This is a genomic window from Rhodococcus sp. LB1 (assembly GCF_001583455.1).
In the GTDB taxonomy this organism is placed as follows: domain Bacteria; phylum Actinomycetota; class Actinomycetes; order Mycobacteriales; family Mycobacteriaceae; genus Rhodococcus_F; species Rhodococcus_F opacus.
In genome coordinates this window covers 24,750-44,607 of record NZ_LTCZ01000223.1, presented here as the reverse complement: position 1 = coordinate 44,607, position 19,858 = coordinate 24,750, and the positions used below count along the sequence as shown (strand labels likewise).

General features: G+C 68.2%; 19 protein-coding genes. 7 read left to right on the top strand and 12 right to left on the bottom strand.

Annotated elements, in window-relative coordinates; all coding sequences use genetic code 11:
- Nucleotides 1–24 precede the first annotated feature (24 nt).
- The gene (locus AZG88_RS26510) at nt 25–1,035 is read left to right on the top strand and encodes a GlxA family transcriptional regulator (RefSeq protein WP_061044700.1); all 1,011 of its coding nucleotides are present in this window, start codon (nt 25–27) and stop codon (nt 1,033–1,035) included.
- 63 nt (nt 1,036–1,098) lie between these two features.
- Nucleotides 1,099–1,425, top strand: coding sequence for a hypothetical protein (locus AZG88_RS26505; RefSeq protein WP_005250053.1), 327 nt, complete (start codon nt 1,099–1,101; stop codon nt 1,423–1,425).
- A gap of 15 nt (nt 1,426–1,440) precedes the next feature.
- Here the strand turns inward: AZG88_RS26505 and AZG88_RS26500 are convergent, their stop codons facing one another.
- The gene (locus AZG88_RS26500) at nt 1,441–2,157 is read right to left on the bottom strand and encodes a TetR/AcrR family transcriptional regulator (RefSeq protein WP_061044701.1); all 717 of its coding nucleotides are present in this window, start codon (nt 2,155–2,157) and stop codon (nt 1,441–1,443) included.
- Nucleotides 2,158–2,249: 92 nt separating this feature from the next.
- Between AZG88_RS26500 and AZG88_RS26495 the strand changes: the two genes are divergently transcribed.
- Nucleotides 2,250–3,461 (top strand): FAD-dependent monooxygenase, encoded by a 1,212-nt coding sequence (locus AZG88_RS26495; protein WP_061699662.1) that lies wholly within the window; start codon nt 2,250–2,252, stop codon nt 3,459–3,461.
- Here AZG88_RS26495 and AZG88_RS26490 read toward each other — a convergent pair.
- The 4 genes from AZG88_RS26490 to ahpC all read right to left on the bottom strand — a co-directional run bounded on the left by AZG88_RS26490 (nt 3,426) and on the right by ahpC (nt 7,650).
- Nucleotides 3,426–3,839 (bottom strand): VOC family protein, encoded by a 414-nt coding sequence (locus AZG88_RS26490; RefSeq protein WP_005250056.1) that lies wholly within the window; start codon nt 3,837–3,839, stop codon nt 3,426–3,428. The genes AZG88_RS26495 and AZG88_RS26490 overlap by 36 nt on opposite strands.
- A 90-nt stretch (nt 3,840–3,929) precedes the next feature.
- The gene (locus AZG88_RS26485; protein WP_061699661.1) at nt 3,930–5,201 is read right to left on the bottom strand and encodes a CHAT domain-containing protein; all 1,272 of its coding nucleotides are present in this window, start codon (nt 5,199–5,201) and stop codon (nt 3,930–3,932) included.
- A gap of 118 nt (nt 5,202–5,319) precedes the next feature.
- Nucleotides 5,320–6,912, bottom strand: a complete 1,593-nt coding sequence (gene ahpF, locus AZG88_RS26480; protein WP_005250058.1) for an alkyl hydroperoxide reductase subunit F — start codon at nt 6,910–6,912, stop codon at nt 5,320–5,322.
- Nucleotides 6,913–7,086: 174 nt separating this feature from the next.
- On the bottom strand, nt 7,087–7,650 hold the full coding sequence (gene ahpC / locus AZG88_RS26475; protein WP_005250059.1) for an alkyl hydroperoxide reductase subunit C: 564 nt from the start codon (nt 7,648–7,650) through the stop codon (nt 7,087–7,089).
- A gap of 343 nt (nt 7,651–7,993) precedes the next feature.
- Between ahpC and AZG88_RS26470 the strand changes: the two genes are divergently transcribed.
- Nucleotides 7,994–8,716: an SDR family NAD(P)-dependent oxidoreductase gene (locus AZG88_RS26470; RefSeq protein WP_061044704.1), complete on the top strand. Its 723-nt coding sequence runs from the start codon at nt 7,994–7,996 to the stop codon at nt 8,714–8,716.
- 46 nt (nt 8,717–8,762) lie between these two features.
- On the opposite strand, the gene AZG88_RS54200 is transcribed toward AZG88_RS26470, so the two are convergent.
- The 5 genes from AZG88_RS54200 to AZG88_RS26445 all read right to left on the bottom strand — a co-directional run bounded on the left by AZG88_RS54200 (nt 8,763) and on the right by AZG88_RS26445 (nt 14,077).
- Nucleotides 8,763–9,080, bottom strand: a complete 318-nt coding sequence (locus AZG88_RS54200; protein WP_231914207.1) for a hypothetical protein — start codon at nt 9,078–9,080, stop codon at nt 8,763–8,765.
- A 177-nt stretch (nt 9,081–9,257) separates the two neighbouring features.
- Nucleotides 9,258–10,019 (bottom strand): ParA family protein, encoded by a 762-nt coding sequence (locus AZG88_RS26460; protein WP_005250062.1) that lies wholly within the window; start codon nt 10,017–10,019, stop codon nt 9,258–9,260.
- 191 nt (nt 10,020–10,210) lie between these two features.
- On the bottom strand, nt 10,211–11,710 hold the full coding sequence (locus AZG88_RS26455) for a tetratricopeptide repeat protein (protein ID WP_005250063.1): 1,500 nt from the start codon (nt 11,708–11,710) through the stop codon (nt 10,211–10,213).
- 13 nt (nt 11,711–11,723) lie between these two features.
- The gene (locus tag AZG88_RS26450; protein ID WP_061044706.1) at nt 11,724–12,755 is read right to left on the bottom strand and encodes a hypothetical protein; all 1,032 of its coding nucleotides are present in this window, start codon (nt 12,753–12,755) and stop codon (nt 11,724–11,726) included.
- Nucleotides 12,752–14,077, bottom strand: coding sequence for a hypothetical protein (locus AZG88_RS26445; protein WP_061044707.1), 1,326 nt, complete (start codon nt 14,075–14,077; stop codon nt 12,752–12,754). Before AZG88_RS26445 ends, AZG88_RS26450 begins: the two co-directional genes overlap by 4 nt.
- A 208-nt stretch (nt 14,078–14,285) precedes the next feature.
- Here AZG88_RS26445 and AZG88_RS26440 point away from each other — a divergent pair, with 208 nt between their 5' ends.
- Nucleotides 14,286–14,828 (top strand): lipoprotein LpqH, encoded by a 543-nt coding sequence (locus AZG88_RS26440; protein WP_061044708.1) that lies wholly within the window; start codon nt 14,286–14,288, stop codon nt 14,826–14,828.
- Between the two features lie 96 nt (nt 14,829–14,924).
- Nucleotides 14,925–15,728 (top strand): hypothetical protein, encoded by an 804-nt coding sequence (locus tag AZG88_RS26435; RefSeq protein ID WP_061044709.1) that lies wholly within the window; start codon nt 14,925–14,927, stop codon nt 15,726–15,728.
- 9 nt (nt 15,729–15,737) lie between these two features.
- Here the strand turns inward: AZG88_RS26435 and AZG88_RS26430 are convergent, their stop codons facing one another.
- Complete coding sequence (locus AZG88_RS26430) at nt 15,738–16,184, bottom strand: MarR family winged helix-turn-helix transcriptional regulator (RefSeq protein ID WP_061044710.1); 447 nt, start codon at nt 16,182–16,184, stop codon at nt 15,738–15,740.
- A gap of 99 nt (nt 16,185–16,283) precedes the next feature.
- Here AZG88_RS26430 and AZG88_RS26425 point away from each other — a divergent pair, with 99 nt between their 5' ends.
- Nucleotides 16,284–18,425, top strand: a complete 2,142-nt coding sequence (locus tag AZG88_RS26425; RefSeq protein WP_156517629.1) for an MMPL family transporter — start codon at nt 16,284–16,286, stop codon at nt 18,423–18,425.
- A gap of 3 nt (nt 18,426–18,428) precedes the next feature.
- Here AZG88_RS26425 and AZG88_RS26420 read toward each other — a convergent pair whose 3' ends face one another.
- A complete protein-coding gene (locus tag AZG88_RS26420; RefSeq protein WP_197436311.1) occupies nt 18,429–19,589 on the bottom strand; it encodes a PucR family transcriptional regulator in 1,161 nt (386 codons plus the stop codon).
- Nucleotides 19,590–19,858 lie beyond the last annotated feature (269 nt).

The window sequence follows — 19,858 nt, the reverse complement described above, 5'->3', positions numbered from 1 at the left end:
GCCACCTTTGTTACCGTTTCCGTCATGAGAGTCGCGGTGCTCGCCGTGGACGGCATGTTCGATTCGGGTCTGAGCGTCATGCTCGACGTCCTGGCGACGGCCGATGCCCTGCGTGACGACGCGGAGGCGGGCGACCAGGCGTTCACCGTCATCCCCGTCGCGGTCGGACCATCGGTCCGCACCGGTCACGGACTCGTGCTGGCCACCGCCCCGCTGACGGAGATCGCCGAGCCGCCCGACGTCCTCGTCATGCCCGCCCTCGGGGTGAAGACGCCGGATCGGATCGTCGACGTGGTGCGCGGGCATCCCGCCCTCGACTGGGTCGCGGAGGGGCGCAGTTCCGGCGCCGCCCTCGCCGCGGCGTGCAGCGGCACGTTCTTCCTCGCCGAGGCCGGGGTGCTCGACGGATTGACCGCGACGACGAGTTGGTGGCTCGGGCCGGCGTTCCGCGCCCGCTATGCCCGCGTCGACCTCGACGAGCGGCGCACCCTCATCCACGACGACCGGGTGACGACGGCTGGGGCGGCGTTCGCGCACATCGATCTCGCGCTGGCGATCGTCCAGCAGCACAGCCCGGCGCTGGCAGATCTCGTCGCCCGGTACCTCCTGATCGGCGACCGCCCCTCGCAGGCGATCTTCGCGGTGCCGTCCCTGCTCGCCACCGCCGATCCGACGATGACCGCCTTCGAACGGTGGATTCGCGATCACCTCGCGGAACCGTTGCCCATCAACTCGGTCGCGCACGCGATCGGGGTGAGTGAACGAACGCTGCAACGCACCACCGCCGCAGTGCTGGGCATGTCGCCGGTGGAGTTCGTTCAGGAGATCCGACTCGACCAGGCGACATTCCTCCTACGCACGACGCAGCAGAGCGTCGACACGATCGCGTCCGCTGTCGGCTACCAGAACTCGGCCACGCTGCGCGCGTTGATTCGCCGTCGGCGTCACACGAGCACAACCGAGATCCGCCGTGGCAACGCGTCATTCGGCCACGAACACCGGCGGAGCGGACGGGGAGCGCGGCCCGGCCGATAGTTCGCACTGGCGCCGGACGGACTCGGGCGGGACGATCGAGGGTGACGAACGGAGAGGAGCATCGTGAACCGAAATCAGCCGTTCGTGTGTGAGATGGCCTTCCACATCGTCCACCTGCACCGAGCGGGGGAGACGGACAAGGCGCTGAACCTGCGAAAGCAGCCGCAGGGCATGACCGTCGACGACGAACAACTTCACCGCGCCGTCGCGCAGATCTACGGTCTGCCCGACCAGTCGAACGAGGCGATGGAGGAATGGGTGCGCTCCCAGTACCTGGCCGACGGTCGCGACAAGGGCTACCTGTCCGACGACGACGCGTCGGCGCCTCTGTGGCTTCTCGCCGGCAAGGCGCACACCCACTACGGCGACCTGAAACCGCAGGCGAGCTGAGGGCCTCGCGCTCTGTTATTCGGCACGGGCCGCGACGAGGGCGGCGAGACCGTCGAAGATCCGGGCCAGGCCGAATTCCAGCGCGTCGTCCTGCCCGGAGGTGGAACCGGCCGACGTGAACGCGGCCCTCACCTCGGGGTAGCGGTCGGCGTGGTCGGCGAGGATTCCCGTCATGATCGCGTTCAGGGATTTCTCGGGTGTGTCGGTTTCGGCGCCGGGGGCCGTCGTCTGCTGAACGAGGCTGCGCACGTGTCCGGTGATCAGGACCACCGTGTCCAGGCGTTCCCCGCCGTCGAGTCCCGTGTCGCGCAGTGCGTCGAGGCCGGTTTCGAGCCAGTCCAGTTCGTTCGGGCCCAGCACGCGTGGACCGACGGCGACGTCCACCACCCACGGATGCCGCCGGAGGCCCGCCCACATCCGGAGGGCCCACTCGTGGAGCGCAGCGCGCCAGCCGCCGTCGATCCCGGACAGGTCGGGCGCGGGTCCCAGAGCGGCATCGAGCATGAGGGCGGTCAACTCGGCCTTGCCGGGGGTGTAGCGGTAGAGGGACATCTTGGTGAACCCGAGGTCTTCGGCGAGGCGCTGCATCGACAGTGTGGCGAGGCCCTCGGCATCCGCCATCGAGATCGCGGTGGCGACGATCTGCTCGAGGCTCAGTGCGGGCTTCGGACCCCGCTTCGGTCTCTCCGACGACCCCCACAGCAGCTCGGCGGTACGGGGCTGGGTGACCATCTGCGCTCCTCTGGCCGACTCTTGATCCGGAATAGTGTCTACCATACACTGAATTGTGTCCATCAGACACAATTAATCCGTTGGAGGCTCCCATGCCGAACAGCACCGTCCTGATCTCGGGTGCAAGCATCGCCGGGCCGGCCCTGGCGTTCTGGCTCGGTCGGTGCGGATACGCCGTCACCGTCGTCGAGCGGGCGCCCGACCTTCGGCTCGGCGGCCAGGCCGTCGACTTCAAGGGGGAGGTTCACCGAAAAGTCCTGGAGAGGATGGGAATTCTCGACGACGTGCTCGACAGGCAGACCGGAAAGACCGACCTCCTGATCGTCGACGAACGCGACAGGCACCTGGCGACCATCCCGGGGGAATTCGTCGGCGGAGACGTCGAGATCCTGCGGGGCGACCTCACCGAGATCCTCTACCGACGCACCGCGGATTCGTGCGAGTACCTCTTCGGTGATTCCGTCGCCGCACTGGTCGACACGGAGTCGGGTGTCGAGGTCACATTCGAGAAGTCGGACGCACGCCGCTTCGACCTGGTGTTCGGCGCCGACGGCATCCACTCGGCCGTCCGCCGCCACCGGTTCGGGCCGGAGGACGAGTTCGTTCGATTCCTCGGGTACTACTACGCAGTCGTCGGGACCACGGGTTCGGCGAGTGACGCCTCGCCGGACCGGAAACGCGGGACGGGACTGATGTACAACGAGCCGGGTCGGATGGCCGTCGTCGGCGGACCGAAGGCTCCGGAATTGTTCGTCTTCGCCTCCGACCGGATGGAGTACGACCGCGGCGACGTCACCCAGCAGAAACGAATGCTGACCACCGCGTATGCCGATGCGGGGTGGCGCGTGCCCCGGCTGCTCGCGCACCTGGACGACGCGCCCGACTTCTACCTCGACTCGATCGCGAGGGTCGAGACCGATACCTACACCGCCGGCCGCGTGGCCCTGGTCGGCGACGCCGCGTACGGAAACACGCTGGGTGGCTTCGGGACCGGACTCGCCCTCGTGGGTGCGTATGTACTGGCGGGTGAACTCGCCACCGCCGACGGCGACCACCGCGTGGCATTCGGACGCTACAACGAGCAGATGCTCGGGTACGCGAAGATCGCCCGCAGGGGCAGCGCCGGACCGTTTCTGGCGCCGAAGTCGGCTATTCGAATCAGGCTGCGCAACTGGACGTTCAAGTCCAAGACTCTGTTCGGCCTGATGATGAAGCTGACCGATTCCTTCGCTACCGACATCGATCTGCAGGACTACCCTGCGCTGCGATCAGCCGGGTGTGCCGGCGATGTTGACCATCCATGAAATGCCGAACTTGTCTGTACAGGCACCGAATTCGTCTCCCCACATCTGCTTCTCCAGGGGCACGGACACGGATCCGCCGTCGGCGAGCTCGGCCCAGTAGCCGCGGAGTTCGTCGCCGTCGTCTCCGCTCAGGCTCACCGCGATATTGGTCCCCGGGTTGTGTTCCATACCGGGCGGGGTGTCTGCACCCATGAGCGTGTAGCCGTTGTCCGACTCGAGCATGGCGTGCATGATCTTGTCGGCGCCCTCGCCTTCCGGCGCACCGTATTCACCGAACGTGTTCAACGCGAGGGTGCCGCCGAAGACTTCCTTGTAGAACTCCATTGCCTGCCGCGCGTTGCCGTCGAAGCTGATGTAGGGGTTGAGACGAGAGGTCATGGGACATGCTCCTTCTTCGTGCCGGAACCGACAGCAACGACGGTACAACGACCGGCCGACACGATGTGGGGAACGGACGGCCGAGGCGGATCAGTGCGTCGAGACCGTCGCGAACGCCGCCCACAGCACCGGTGAGTGCTCGATCGTCCGCTCGTCCCGCCAGGTGGCCACCCGGTCGCGTTGCCAGTCGCAGAGCGCGCCGACCGCGTCGGGCAGTTCGTGCGCCGCGTCGATCGAGCAGATGGCGTCCTGCAGAGGACACGAGGATGTTGCGGCGCCGGCGATGCGCTGGAACGCGAGGTCGGTGGGCAGCGCCCAGCGGCTGGCCGTGACGAGTTCCGCCCCGCCGGCGATCATCGCGGAGACCAATCCGAGTGCCTCGCTGAACCGCAGGTCGCCACCGCTCTCGCAGGCGATGAGTGCGACCCGGCTCGGGATCGGCCACAACTCCGTGCCGCGGATCGGCTCGGCCGTGAGCGTGTGCGTGCCCAGCAGCAGGTCCTTCGCGGACAACGGCCGGTGGGCACGGGTCGGCTCCGCGAACCCGACGGAGTCCGCGGCGCAGGCGAGGTGTAGTTCGGCGTGCTCGCTCTGACCGGATTCGGGTGCCGCCGCGGTGACATGTCCGACGTACACCAGGCGGCCCGCACCTTCACGCAACGCTGCGCCGAGCCACTCCCGGTCCACGTCTTCGCGGCGGAAACAGTCCGTCGGTCCGTCGACGGCGGGGAGCAGCCGGCCCTCCCCGGCGTAGGTCGCGACCCGCTGCGACAGCGGACTGTCCGCGGCCATCCGCCCCAGGACCGAGCCGAGCGCCGAATCCGCGCGGAAGCCCGGAACCCTGGGGTCGAGCACCGCGACGACGGGGAGTTGTCGGGTGTGCGTCCAGGCTCGGACCGGTCGGCCGGGCGAGTGGACGATGCTGAGCGGAGCCAGCAGGCTGACGTCCGCGATGTCGACGAGACGCAGCCCGGCGTCGGGTGCGATCAGTTCCCACGGCACCTGCGCGACGCGGGGCGACGGCTGGATCCGGAGGTGGGGGCGCACACCGCGGGTGAACAGATCGTGCAATTGCTGCGCGAGACCGAACGGGAGGAATGTGCGTGAAAGGAGCTGAGCCAGATCGTGCTCCGACTCGTAAGCGGAGAAACCGCCCGCCGTCAGCGCGTGGTGCAGCCCCTGCGGATCCGTGAGGTCGGGCAGGGCCCGGGCCAACGTAGCGAGGGCTTCGTCCACCTGCACGGCGGGTGCGACGCCGACACCGCCGGGATGAGAATCGTGGGTCCACCGCCACGACGTGTACAGATCGCCGGCGTCGGCCATCCGGATCGCGGTCGGCGGGTGAGACAGGTCAGTCGGCACCGTCCCAGCATCCCTTACCCACCCGGGCGGTGGTGTGCGTACCGGGCACCCGGGTCGATCCGAAAGCCGAAAGCCGTGCCTGCACGGATGCAGGCACGGCTCGTCGACCTCGGCCGAGCTATCCGACCGTTGCGGCGGTGGAATCCTCGGCGGGTACGCCCGTCCGGATGAGCCGATCGAACGCGCTCAGCGCTGCCGTTGCTCCGGCACCGGCGGCGATCACGATCTGCTTGTACGGCACGGTCGTGCAGTCGCCGGCAGCGAACACGCCGGGCACCGACGTCTGGCCGCGGTCGTCGATCGCGATCTCGCCGCGATCGGACAACTCGACGGACCCGGCCAGCCACTCGGTGTTGGGCAGGAGGCCGATCTGGACGAAGACACCCTCGATGTCGAGCGTGTGCGAGGTATCGGTCGTGCGGTCCTGGTAGGTCAGGCCGGTGACCTTGTTACCGTCCCCGAGGACCTCCGTCGTGAGCGTGCTCAGGAGGATGTCCGCGTTCGGGAGGCTGCGCAGCTTGCGCTGCAACACGTCGTCGGCGCGGAGCACCGAGTCGAACTCGACGAGCGTGACGTGCTCGACGATTCCCGCGAGGTCGATTGCGGCCTCGACGCCGGAGTTACCGCCACCGATCACGGCGACGCGCTTGCCCTTGAACAGCGGTCCGTCGCAGTGCGGGCAGTAGGTCACACCCTTGTTCCGGTACGTGTCCTCGCCGGGCACGTTCATCGAACGCCACCGCGCACCCGTCGACAGGATCACGGTGCGCGCGAGAAGAGAAGCACCGCTTTCCAGTTCGATCTCGACGAGACCGTTCTCGGTGGCGGCCGGCACGAGCTTCGCGGCACGCTGCGTGTTCATGATGTCGACGCCGTACTGACGGACGTGATTCTCGAGCGCCGACCCGAACTGGGGTCCCTCGGTGTAAGGGACGGAGATGAAGTTCTCGATCGCCATGGTGTCGAGCACCTGACCGCCGAAGCGTTCAGCGGCGATTCCGGTGCGAATTCCCTTGCGCGCGGCATATACCGCGGCCGCGGCACCGGACGGGCCACCTCCGACGACGAGCACGTCGAAGGGATCCTTCTGCGCGATCGCGGCGGCGGCTCGGTCTGCGGCGCCGACGTCGAGCTTGCCGGCGATTTCCTCCAGGCTCATCCGGCCGGAGCCGAAGAGTTCGCCGTTGAGGAAGACCGTCGGGACTGCCATGATCTGGCGGCCGTCGACCTCGTCCTGGAACAGGGCGCCGTCGATCGCGACGTGGCTGATGCGCGGATTGAGCACGCACATCAGATTCAGGGCCTGCACCACGTCGGGGCAGTTCTGGCAGGATAGCGAGAAGTAGGTCTCGAAGTGGAAGTCGCCGTCGAGGTCACGGACCTGCTCGAGCAGTTCGGGGGCCTCCTTCGACGGGTGGCCGCCGACCTGGAGCAAAGCGAGTGCGAGCGAGGTGAACTCGTGGCCGAGCGGGATGCCGGCGAAGCGGACCTCGATGTCGGTGCCGCTGCGGCGGACCGCGAACGACGGGCGTCTCGTGTCGTCGTCGCGGCGTTCGTAGGTGATCTTTTCCGACATCGCCGCGATCTGGGTGAGCAGTTCGGCGAGTTCGACCGACTTGGGTCCGTCGTCGAGTGAGGACACGAGCTCGATCGGCAGGGTCAGCTTTTCGAGCAGGGACTTCAGTTGGCCGGCAAGCGAGGCTTCGAGCATGAGGATCTACTCCATCGATCGGGAGGACAAGGGATCGGAAACCGGAAATTCTGGTTCAGGTGGTCCGGAAGGTGTTGGTGCGACACCGATTGCCCCCACGGGAGCTGAGCACCGGGAACCGCCCGCACGGGCTCAGGAAACCTGAGCCCGTGCCTGCGGTACGACTGGGCTGCGTCAGATCTTGCCGACGAGATCGAGCGACGGCGCGAGGGTCTCTTCGCCCTCTTCCCACTTGGCCGGGCAGACCTCGCCCGGGTGCGACCGGACGTACTGCGCGGCCTTGACCTTGCGAACCAGCTCAGCGGCATTGCGCCCGATGCCTTCTGCGGTGACCTCGGTGAACTGGATGACACCGTCGGGGTCGACGAGGAAGGTGCCGCGGTCGGCCAATCCCTCGTTCTCGCGGAGGACCTCGAAGTTCTTGCTGATCTCCTGGGTCGGGTCACCGATCATGGCGTACTTGATCTTGCCGATGGTGTCGGACGATCCGTGCCATGCCTTGTGCGTGAAGTGCGTGTCGGTGGACACCGAGAAGACCTCGACGCCGAGGCGCTGCAGTTCCTCGTGGTGGTCGGCGAGGTCGCCGAGTTCCGTCGGGCAGACGAAGGTGAAGTCGGCCGGGTAGAAGTAGAAGACCGCCCACTTGTCCTTGATGTCGTCCGCGGACACGGTGATGAACGCGCCGTCCTTGAAAGCGTTCGCGGCGAAGGGCTTGATCTGCGTGTTGATCAGGGCCATTGAAACCTCTATTCGGTGGATACGGGGAAGCCGACAGCGACGAGGCTATCCAGCACATTGGAATAGGTCCAATCTATGAGACCTATTCCATAGATTGGGTGGGGCTATTAATAGTCGCCGAATCGGCAGCGCTGCAGGTCAGTGCCGCACTCCACCCGCACGGCCCGGGGTGGTCGCCGGACGTGCGGTGTGACGACCGTGACACCCATCGCCCCGAAACTCCTCGTAGGGAATGGAACCAGACTTTGCCGCTGCAGCTCGTGCCGATGAAGTCCGGAATCTCGCGCGGTTGTACATCGCGCGGTTTTACCCTGGTACGCGAGACGTGAAAGGCGGATGAGTGATGCTGCTGCAGAACCGCACCACGATCGTCCACGGGGGCAGTGGCGCCGTCGGCTCCGCGGTCGCTCGGGCGTACGCGCGGGAAGGCGCTGAGGTGCACCTCACCGGACGCACGCGGGCCACGCTCGAGGATGTCGCCCACAGCATCAGGGGAGAGGGCGGGATTGCGCACGTCGCCGTTCTCGATGCGGTGGACCGGGACGCGGTTGAGCGGCATGCCGCGGCGGTGGCGGACCAGAGCGGCGGCATCGACGTCTGCTTCAACGCCACCTTCAACGACGACATCCAAGGCACGCCGCTCGTCGACATGGGGGTCGGCGACGTCATGCAGCCAGTCGCCAAGGCGGTCACGACGAGCTTCACTGTGGCCACGGCCGCTGCGCGCCACATGGTGGAACGCGGCACCGGCGTCATCCTCGTCATGGCTGGCGGACGGGAGGCGATCCCGAACCTCGGTGGCTCCCACGTCGCGTGGGCCGCACTCGCCGGCCTGTGCCGACAGTTGGCCGCTGAGCTCGGGCCGAAGGGTGTCCGCGTCGCCTGGCTACTGTCGCCGGGCTCCCCGAAACCGGACGAGCCCGACCCGGACGCCACCCGTCTGCTGCTGCCACGGCGCCCGAGCTACGCCGATGTCGCGAACGCGGCCGTCTTCGCCGCGTCCGACTGGGCCACGACGATGACCGCGACCGAGATCAACCTCACCGGGGGCGCTGTCGTCGACTGACCCGGTGCGCGATAGGCGCTCCTCCGCCACTTGGTACCTGGGCGGGCTAGTTGATGCGTGGTCCCCGGACGCGTTCGCGGATGCGCGGCGGGAAGGGTTCGCCATTGTTGTATTTGCGTTCGAGGATGGCGAGGTAGTGGGCGAGGGCTTCGTCGACGAGGTTGGGCCAACTGTTGGGGGCGCCGGCGATGTGGCCGATGGCGGCGACGGCATTCTTGCCATTTTCGACCTTGGCGCGGTTGATGGAGACGGATTCCTGCTTCTTGTCTGCGGGGACCCGTGTGGTGGTCTTCCTTTCCTCGCCGAGGGTCACCGGCCCCGGTTGGAGTTCGGCGATGGTGACTGCTTCTTGTGCGAGGTCCACGCCCTGTTCGACGAGGTTCGGCAGTCGTGGCTTGCGGCGTTCGAGGGGGTTGTTGGCNNTTCGTCAGAAGGTCCTTGCGACGAGTTCTCGAGTACGCCCCGTCCTGGTGGGCGCCTGTGCGGGGCTGGGGGCGTCGTTCGAGGGGGTTGTTGGCGAGTCCGGGCTTACGTGTCGCGGTCATCGGAGGTCCCTTTCGACGAGTTCTTGGGCGGCGTCGCGGTAGGCGCGGGCTGCGGAGGAGGACGGTGCCCACCTGACGACGGGTTCTTCGGCGCTGTAGCTTTCGCTGACGCGGACGGACTTCGGGATGATGGTGCGCATCGTCTGGTCGGGGTAGGTCTCGTGGAGCGCGGCGAGGACCTGCTGGTCGATGACCTGGCCGAGTTCGACGCGGCCGCACAGAATGTGATTGAGCCGTGCAGTGGGGTTGAGCAGCTCGACCTGCTGGGTGATGTAGTTTTCGATCCGCATGAGCGCTTCGAGTTCCATGGCTCCCGTCATGACAGCGGCGAGCACTTCCGTGCAGGCGACGAGTGCGCTGATGGTCAGGTGGTCGAAGTCTCCGGGGCAGTCGAGGAGGTTGAAGTCGACGTCGGGGGCGCTGGCGAGGGCCTTGCGCAGGATGCCGTGTGCACCGGGCTTCTTGAGGAAGTAGGGCCCGACGGAATCGAGTTCCTTGGTGGCAGGCACGAGGTGGATCCCGGACGCGGTGATGGTGGTGGCGTCTTCGATGCTCGCCACCAGCATGAGTACCGACAAGACATCGTTGTCGACGGCTTCGGGCGTGGCGCCGAGCCAGGTCGTGGCGTTGCATTGTGGGTCGAGGTCGATGACGCGGACGGTGTAGCCGGCTTCGACGAGGGCTTGGGCGAGGTTGACCGTGCTCGTGGTTTTGGTGGAGCCGCCTTTATGGTTGACCACTGCGATGGTGCGGGTCATGTGGGCCTGTCCCTTCGTGAAAATATAGTGACGTAGCTCAAGATACTTAATTTGGTCGAGGTCCGCGGACGAGCCGCCGATATGAGCCGGGAGATCCTCGCCGAGTGTGTGAGCCCCGACCTTCCGCTGTATATGCGCTGACGCCGATCCAGGTCGGTACCGGATCTGGCACAACGCCGATCGGCGACCGGTCACCACGCAGGCACCACCCGGCTGTCCCGGACCGCGCGTCGATAGCGTTCCTCGGCGACCGCGATCGCGGTGCCCAGCACAATCCGTCCATCCGGCGTGACGACGAGCCGCGGAGGAAGTGGCACCGGCAGACCGGCGCCGGCTGCGACCCCGGCCAGTGCGGCGCCGAGCAAAAACGAACCCTCGGTGCCGGTCGCGCCCGCCGGGGGAAGGTCCGGCAACTGCAGAGGCAGCCGCGCCGGCGCGCTGTGCCCGGCCCGGCCGACGTCCACCGTCGTCCCCGCGCATTGCGCTTCGACGAGATCGGCCACCAGGCGCGCATCACCCGACGCGTAGGCGAGGCGGAACGCCAAGTGAATCGCCGGATTTGCGATCTCGCGGTTCCACTGCTCGCGCTGACGCCCGTTCGGGAGTGTGCACCGCACGGCGTCGATGGCGATCGCCGCGGGCACCGCGAGCGCGGTGGCTCGTGCCCGCACCGCGCTGTCAGGGGTGTCGGACGCCGCGAGCGCGGATTCGAGCAGGGCTGCATGCCAGAAGTCGACCTGCGCGCAGTGCAGCCCGAGCCCCAGCCCGCAGTACGTGTCGAACGCGGCGGCGAGCAGCTCCTCTCCGTCGTCGGGTCGCCCTTCACCGAAGGCGACGGTGGCGAGGCGGGTCTCGACGTCCGCGACGTCGAGTACCGCTCCGGAACTCCGGAAGTAGTCGAGGCTGCGGCGATAGAGTGTCGACGCGCGTTCGGTGTCGCCCCGCCCCTCGGCGAGAAAGGCCAGCACCTTCGATCCGATTCCCGCCCGGTGACCGATCCCGGCGCGCTCGAAATACGTCTCGCTCGACAGCAGCAGCGGTTCCGCGTCGTCGAACCGCCCCGAGCGGACGTGCATGATGCCCAGGTTCTGCTGTGTTTCGGCGATCGCGTGGATGTCGCCCGCGGTCTCGAACGCGTCGAGCGCCTGGCAGGCGAAGTCGTCGGAGAGGTCGAAGCGCCCGGTCTCGAAGTGGATGGCGGCCAGGTTCATGAGCGGGTGGCCCGCCAGCGCGGAGGCGAAACGCACTGCCGCGTCGAGGGACTCGGTGGCGATGTCGGCCGCGTGCGCCCACTGCTGCCGGTGCATCGCGACCGCGGTCAGTGACAGCAGGCACGCGACCCGCAGGTCGCCCTGATCGTCGGCTGCCGCGAGCAGTCCCCGCGCCTGCTCGAGCGCGTCCTGCGCACCGTCGAGGTCGCCGATGTGCTGCAATGCCTGCGACAGGTTGACCAGCGCCGCGGGACGCATCCGGATCGCGTCGGCCGGCATCACCGCGAGGGCTTCCCGGTAGAGGTCGACGGCCCTCGTGTGATCGCCCAGCTCGTCGGACATGCTGGCCGCGTTGATGATCGCGCTCGTCCGCAGCTCACCGGTGGTCGAGCGGGCGACCCGCTCGAATGTCCGGAGTGCCTCGGCGACCTCTCCGCGGGAGTACGCTGCCGCGCCGGCCGCGAGGAGGTCGCGCGCCATCTGATCTCCCACGTCAGAAGTCCGAATCCGAGGCGGCCGCCGCTACCTCGGCGAGTAGGGGCGCGTCCGGTCCGTCGTCCGGCGCCGTCTCCGCAGCACGGCGTAGCCGCCGGCGGACCAGGGCCCGAACCCGCTCCCGGACCTCCGAACCTCCGACGTCCGGGTGGCCGGTCACGCCGAACCCGGGCAGACACACATCCACGGACACCCCCGCCTCCGAGCCCGGTGGTGCGGCCGACTCGCCGAACCACACATCTCCCAACAGCTGCAGCGCGACGTCAGCGGTGCCCGATGCGGTACCGATCAGCGCGTGTGGACGCACATGCTCCGGCACGGGTTCGGAGAGGCCCGGTGCCGCAACGACGCTCACCCGCACGGTCGTGTTCCCGGCGGCGCGCACCACCTCCCAGGACACCGCACGCTCGGACGCGTCGACGAGTCCGGGTGGGTATCGGCGCCAGTCGGATCCGGTGGTACCCCGCGCCAGGACGAGCGTGCTCGGCAGCGTCGGGGTCGCGGCGCCGGCCGCGAGGGCGTAGTCGTCTGCCCGGCCGGGACGCTCGGCGAGCGCCGGGCCGGTCGCCGCGACGGAGTCGACCCCGTCGACGAGTAGATCGCATTCCTCGACGAGCGTGGCGATCTCGCCGTTCAACAACCCCTCGTCGAGTGGCGGGAAGGCGTCGATCGTCGAGGTGGGCCACCACCGCGCCGCCCAGTGCGCGTACGCGAGTCGCCGTGCACCGTCGGCCACCCGAGGTCGCGCCGGGGAAACCGTGACGTCGCGCCCGGAGCCGGACGCTATGGCGAGCGCCACCTCCTCGCCGAACACGGCCCACACCCAGTTCTGCGCCGAGGCGACGTCGTCGAGCACCGCGACCGGGACCGGGTGTTCCGCGAGCACACTCCACGACAGGTGTCCGCCGACGACTTCCAGCACAGCCACGTCGATGCCTGCGGCGTCGTCCAGGACGCTGGGTGCGTCGTCGGGGGTGATGATCCAGACCCCGTCGGGCGCGCGGTCGACCCGCACTGTGCCGGTAGTCAACTCGCCCTCGATTCGGGAGCATCCGCCGCATCCGTGAGCGGAATTGCGCTGAGTACCTGCTTGACCCGCATGCGGTGGTCGAGGATGACCGATCGCGCCACGCCGTCGAGGACGTCCCAGAGTTCCTCGGGTTCGTGGACGGCGAACTCGCGCACGTCGCGGCCGTGGAGGCGGACCCACAGGCGGCGGAGGTAGGGCCGCCACGGCTCGAGGAGTTCGGCGGCGATGGCCGTCAGCGGATTCGCTTCGGGCAGCGACGCGGCGTCGGCGCTCACCGTGAGGCGGCGTGCCTGCAGGACGTACGCCTCCCGTTGCCAGCGGCCGTTGATCACCCGGACGGCGGTGGTGTCCGTGGCCGCGGGGGGAGACGGCGTTCCGATCGGACGGAGACCGGTCGCCAGCGCGGCGCCCGTCGTCGCCGCGACCCGCAAGGATTCGTCGAGAAGCGCCCAGGGCGAGCAACTTCGGGCGATCTCGGTCGTGACCAGTTCCTGGATCGGTGGCAGCTCCGCACGGTCGGTCGACGCGCGGAGCACCGTGAAGACGCGCTCATGGACGGACCGGTCGAACGGGAGCCCGAGGGTCGACGTGGACGCCGACGTCCCCAGCCGCGGCGGCACGGGCACGGGATGCGCCGTCAGTCCGAGCCGGCGGGCCGAGACCTCGGTCGTCCAGAGCGCGATGCCGTGGTGGGTCCCCGCGTGCCCGGCGACCAGGCTGTCGAGCGCGTGCCGTCCGTCGTCACCGTCCTGCTCGAGGCGCGCGCCGGGACAGGCATCGAGGACCGCGTCGATCGCGGCGGCGTGGTCGCCGGTGGCCGGGCCCGACAGCGGCCGCCGTCCCCACGCGACGTCGATCAGGGCGTTCAGTTCGCGTGCCCGCGCAGGGTCGGTGACGTGGGCCTTCAACGCCTGAGTGGTGCGGCCTGCGGCGACATCGTGCACGTCGCGCAACGTGTCCTCGGCGACGGATTCGCTCCGGAGCGGGTCGGGGGCGCCCGAACCGGTCGCCAGTTCGAAACAGCGTTGGAAATACAGGTCCTGGGGGTTGCCGTCCGTGATGCGCAGCGCCCGGCGAACCCGTTTGAGCAGCGTGAACCAGGCGGCGGTGGCGCGGAGCACGTCGGCGGAGGCGTGCACCCGGGCGGCGAGCAACTGCGCCCCGTCGGCCGTGACGATCGGACCGGCGCACAGCGGGTTCTGCACCGGGCGGATGACCAGCGGATCGAGGATCAGTTTCACGGTGCGGCTCAGGGGCCCGCCGTCCGGCCCACTGAGCGGTTCGACCCCGTCCAGCTCGCGCCACACCTCGTCGAGGACCATCGCGCGCGGTCGCCGAGCAGCCGCTGAGCTCCTCGATCCCGTCCGCATTCGAGCAGGTTACCGCAGGGATGCCCCGTCGACCCGTCGGCAAATCTGGGATCGGTAGGGCGCGAGACGTTCCTACCTTTCTCACATCGGCTCCAGTCCGCGAGCCGAAGGAATCGACGACGGGCGCCGAGCGCCCCTCACGAAACGTGAAGGACGGATCATGAACAAGATCGTTCGGACTCAGAAGCGCGTCTACACCGCCGCCGTCGTGGCGGCGGCCGCTGTCGCCCTGCTCGTCTCGGGCTGCAGCGACACCAGCGACGGCAGCTCCGGCGGCGGAAGCGCCGAACAGTCCCCGGCGGCCTCGGGCCCGGCGGGTGCATCCTCCGCGGCGGTCGACGGCAACGCGCTGCAAGCCGACTTCGACGCCACCTGCGCCAAGCAGGGCGACACGCTGGCGTTGGCGCTGGCGGACACCGCCAACGCGACGTACGGCGACCTGGCGGTCTCCGCCACCATCACCGGCACGGACACCGTGCAGGCCGTCGGGATCGCGGGCAGCAAGGGCGGGTCGAACGGCCTCCCGTACGCCCTCGGCTTCGGCCAGGGAATGCCCGGCGGCTCCGCGACGGTCGTGAAGGACGGCGACACCTACACGATCACCGGCGAAGGCGTCGGCGCGCCCGACATGAGCAACCCGACCGCGCCGAGTTCGTCGAAGTTCGACATCACGTTCGCATGCTCGACCGTCGTGGGCGGCTGAGCCGGCTCACCCGGGACGCGCGCGGAGTCGCGGCAGGCGAGTTCGTGCGCGTCCCACTCGTTCTTCCACCCAGTTCAGGCACGGAGAGGACTCATCGTGAAGAAGATCGTGCGTACCGCCGCCCTGGTGTTTCTCGTCGGGTCGGTCGGCTACTACCTGTGGTACGGCCTCGGCGATCGGGGGCGGGCGAACTACGGAATCGACGCGCTGTCGTGGATCGGCCCGCAGATGATCTGGCCGATCGTCGCGCTCAGCGTGGTCGTGGTCTGTTTCGCCGTCACCGGCGACAGCGTGCTGGCAGCGTTCACGGGGCGAAACAGTGCCGCGTTCCGGCACGGAGCGGTCGGGATCGGGACGGTGCGGTCGGTGCGTCAGACCGGCATGACGCTCAACGACCAACCGGAAGTGCGGATCGACCTCGGCGTCGAGGGCGCCGACGGCAAGATCTTCGAATCGCACGCCAGGATGATCGTGCCGCTGACCGAGTTGGCGCTTCTCCGTCCGGGGGTCGTCCTGCCCGTCCGCTATCTTCCGGACCGCACCGACAAGGTCGAGATCGACCGCTCGGGCGATATGTCGACGGCGCAGGATGCGTTGAACCGATCCATGATTCGTCAGGGGATCACCACCCCGGGCAAGCTCGACATCGCGGCACGCGGCATCCCCGCGCAGGCGGTGGTGCACTCGCTCAGCGTGCCCGGCGAGATCCGCAACGGGAATTCGAAGGTCGAACTCGGGCTGGCCGTCACCCGGCCCGACGGCACGACGTTCACGACCCGTGTCGAGAAGTTCCTGCCGCCGCGCAGCGTCGGGCACGTCCAGGTCGGCCGGGTGGTGACGGTCCACTATCTGCCGGGGAATGAACAAGAGGTCGTCATCGCCCTGCCTGCGAATGTGTGACGGCGGCGATCAGTCCCCGGTCTCGTCCCGGGGCGGAAGTCCCAGCGAGCGGACGAGGAGCAGGAGTTGTTCGCGCAGCGGCCCCACGTCGCCGACCGCGGCGGTGAGGGCCGCATCCTCCTTCTCCAGGGTCAGCAGGCGGCGGTAGATCGCGCGCCCCGACTCGGTGATCGCGACCCGCTTGCGCCGCTCGTCGAGCGGATCGGTCTCCCGGGTGACATACCCGGCTCGCTCGAGGCGGTCGATGGTGCGGCTGATGGTCTGGTCCGTCACCCGGGAGGCCTTCGCGATGTCCCGCTGCGAGGCAGGCCGGTCGGCGATCGTGTGCAGTGAGATGAGGCCCGCGTGGGTCATGTTCTGCGACCGGAGAATGGCCTCCCACGAGTGCTCGACCAGCCGCGCAGCCGTGGACAGCAGGCGTCCGGTGGGCCACTCGTCCATGCCGTCGCTCGTCATTTCTTCGCCTCCATTTGCAATTTGCTCAGCAGGCTGAACAAAATAGGAACATCGCAATCCGGACATCCGGTCGTCGAACCGTCCAGCATTGGAGAGCACGTGACCACAACTGCCCGCCCGCGCCCGGTTCGTCGCCTGCGGTGGATTCTGCCAGCCCTGCTGGTGATCGTCTGGCTGGCCGTCGGCGGTTTCGGTGGTCCGTTCGCCGGCAAACTCTCCTCGGTCCAGCAGAACGACAGCACGTCGTTCCTGCCCGCGTCAGCCGAGGCCACGGAGGTCTCCGCGCTGCAGAAGGGCTTCACCGACACACAGTTCGTGCCCGCGATCGTCGTCGCCGAACGGACGTCGGGGATCACCGCGGCCGACACCGAGTTCCTCGCCGGCACCGCGGCGTCCTTCGCCGGTTCGGAGGGATTCGGTGACGAGGTGTCACCGCCGATCCCGTCCGCCGACGGCCGGGCACTGCAGATGTTCGTGCCCGTCGACAGCGCCGGCGAGGTCGGCGACAGTGTCACGGAACTCCGGGACGCGCTCGATGCCGCACCGGACGGTCTCACCGTCCTCGTCACCGGGCCCGCCGGACAGGTAGCGGATCTGTCCGCGGCGTTCGCGGGAATCGACGGACTGCTGCTCCTGGTGGCGGGTGTCGTCGTGATCCTCATCCTCGTCGTCGTCTACCGCAGTCCGATCCTTCCGTTCGCGGTGATCACCTCCGCCGTCTTCGCGCTGGGACTGTCGAGTCTCCTCGTGTACCTGCTCGCCGACGCCGGTGTGATCGCACTGAACGGTCAGAGTCAGGGAATCCTGTTCATCCTGGTCTTCGGCGCCGCGACCGACTACGCACTGCTGCTCGTGTCCCGCTACCGCGAGGAACTCCGGATCGAGCAGGACAAGTACCGCGCCATGCGGACCGCGTGGCGGGCGACGCTCGAACCCGTCGCCGCGTCCGCGGGCACCGTCATCGCCGGCGTGCTCTGCCTGCTGCTGTCCGATCTCAACTCCAACCGCGGCCTCGGACCGGTGGCGGCCATCGGCATCGCGGCGTCGTTCGTCGCGTCCATGACGTACCTCCCCGCGGTGCTCGTGCTCCTCGGCCGGACGGCGTACTGGCCGAGCCGGCCCGCGTTCGATGCACGGCACGCCGAGAAGGACGAGGCCGCCGACCACAAGTTCTGGGCCGCGCTCGCGGCACGGATCGGTGCGCATCCACGCCGATTCTGGGTGGCGTCGAGCCTGGTGCTGGTGCTCTTCGCGCTCCTGATGCCCCAGTTCGAGGCGAGTGGTGTCGCCGAGTCCGAGACGTTCCTCCTCGACGTCGATTCCGTTGCGGGCCAGCAGATTCTCGGCGACCACTTCGACGCCGGCTCCGGTTCACCGGCGGTGATCATCGCGAACGAGGGCTCCCGCGAAGCGGTAGCCGACGCTGCCCGCGTCGACGGAGTCGGCGACATCACCGTGCTGTCCGCCCCCGGCACGCAGGACCCGCTGGTGGTGGACGGCCGGGTGGCGATCGAAGCCACCCTGACCGATCCGGCCGATTCCCTCGCGGCCGAGGACACCATCGTCCGCCTGCGTGACGCCGTCCACCCGATCGACGGCGCCGACGCCCTGGTCGGCGGCACCACCGCCACGGACCTCGACACCAAGACCACGTCGACGCGTGACCGCACCCTCATCATCCCCGTCGTGATCCTCGTGGTGTTCACGATCCTGTGTCTGCTGCTGCGTTCGCTACTGGCGCCGCTGCTGCTGATGGGAACGGTGGTGCTGTCCTTCGCTGCGACGCTGGGCATCTCGTCCCTGGTCTTCGAGCACATCTTCGGATTCCCGGGTGCCGATCCCGTCGTCCCGCTGTTCGCGTTCGTGTTCCTCGTCGCCCTCGGAATCGACTACAACATCTTCCTCATGACCCGGGTCCGGGAAGAGGCCCGGCGCATCGGCACGCGCCGGGGAGCGCTCCGCGGCCTGACCGTCACCGGCGGAGTGATCACGTCGGCGGGAGTGGTTCTGGCGGCGACCTTCTCGGCGCTCGCCGTCATCCCGCTGATCTTCCTCGCGCAGATCGCCTTCATCGTGGCGTTCGGCGTACTCCTCGACGCACTCCTCGTGCGGTCACTCCTGGTGCCCGCCCTCACCGTCGACATCGGGCAGAAGATCTGGTGGCCGAGCAAGCTCGCGTCGGCATCGGAACCCGACGAGAACGTCTCTGCGGAGCCGGAATTGGATTCGAGTCGTATGTGAGCGTCACGCCAACGCGAGTAGCGCCAGTGCGGCCTGGTCGGGCACGGTGACGTTCAGGCTCGTCAGCTTCTCGAATCTGCCGAGGCGGTTGAGCACCGTGTTGCGGTGGCAGAACAATTGCGCCGCGGTGTCGGTGACGCTTCCCGTCGCGAGGTAGGCCCGCACGGTCTCGAGGATGCGTTCGCGTTCCTCGTCGGTGATCGGGGCGAGCCCGGACAGTAGGTGGGCCGAGAAGTCGGTCTGATCGTCGAGCCGGCCCTTGGTGACCCGGGCCCACGCTTCCGTCAGCGTCGTCAGGCCGTGTTCGTCCGGGCGGATCGTCCGGAAGATCTCGTGGGCGGTGTTCGCGGCCGCCGGCACCGCGGCGAGGCCGGACACCGCCGCGACCATGCCGCCGGCCACGTCCTGCAGTTGCCGGTGCTGGGTCTCGAGCCCCCGGGTGGGCGTCCGCGGCGCCGGCCACAGAACCACCACGCGGCCGGACTGATTCAGGACGAAGAGTTGTTCGCCGCCGGCCGCCAGAGTGTTCGCGATCCTGTGCACTGCCTGGGATGCTTCGGGATCCACGACGACGACCCGGAACGTGGCGTCGGCGTCGACCTTCAGCGCCCGGGCGATCTGTTCGATCTTGCTGGGGACGAGGCCTGCCGGCCCGAACAGTTCCGCCAGGTACGTCTGCTGCTCGTCGCGGGTGAAGGCGGCCATCGCGGCCTTCTCCTCGAGGTAACTCTGGTGGACGGCGCGAGCGTAGTCGTCGACCACGTTCCACAGGCTGTCGACATGCAGCGCGAGAACGGCCATGTCTGCCGAGTTCGCGCGCCACAGCAGAGCCGACCAGATGATGCCGAAGTCGAGACGGACCGCGGTCACCAGATCTTCGACGGGTATTCCCTGCCGCGCGCGCAGACGACCGAGGTCGGAGGGCAGTGAGCTGAGTTGGGTCGTCGTTGCGCCGGCGGTGACGGCTTCGAGTATCAACCGAATCGACTCGCGAGCGGAATCGCGCAGAGCGTCCTGGTCGACCAGCCCGGACTGGTAGGCCTCGAGGGATTCGAGCCGGTCGAGGAAGGCGGTGGCCAGATCGTCCGTGTTGCGCATCGCGCCGACGATCAGTTCACGCCAACGAGGCAGTGTCTCCTGCTTCCGTTTGGCGAGGTTTCTCACGGCGAGGTCCTTTCGACCGAGTTTGCGTTCAGGTTTCGTCGAGATCTCCGATTCGAGCATCGGGGTAACACGTCGTTGGAGATTCGTTCATCGGCTCTTGTCGCGGTAGGCGAATCACCTGGGACAGCTCGCCGGCATCATTGCTCCTTCGCCGTCACATTATGCACATACACAATAATCCTGCCCTTCCTCGAGGCAGATTGCGATTTCCTCCCGTTGCCGGGTGCGGTTTGATTGAAGACACGCCAATTGGACCTTCCTGCCTTTCA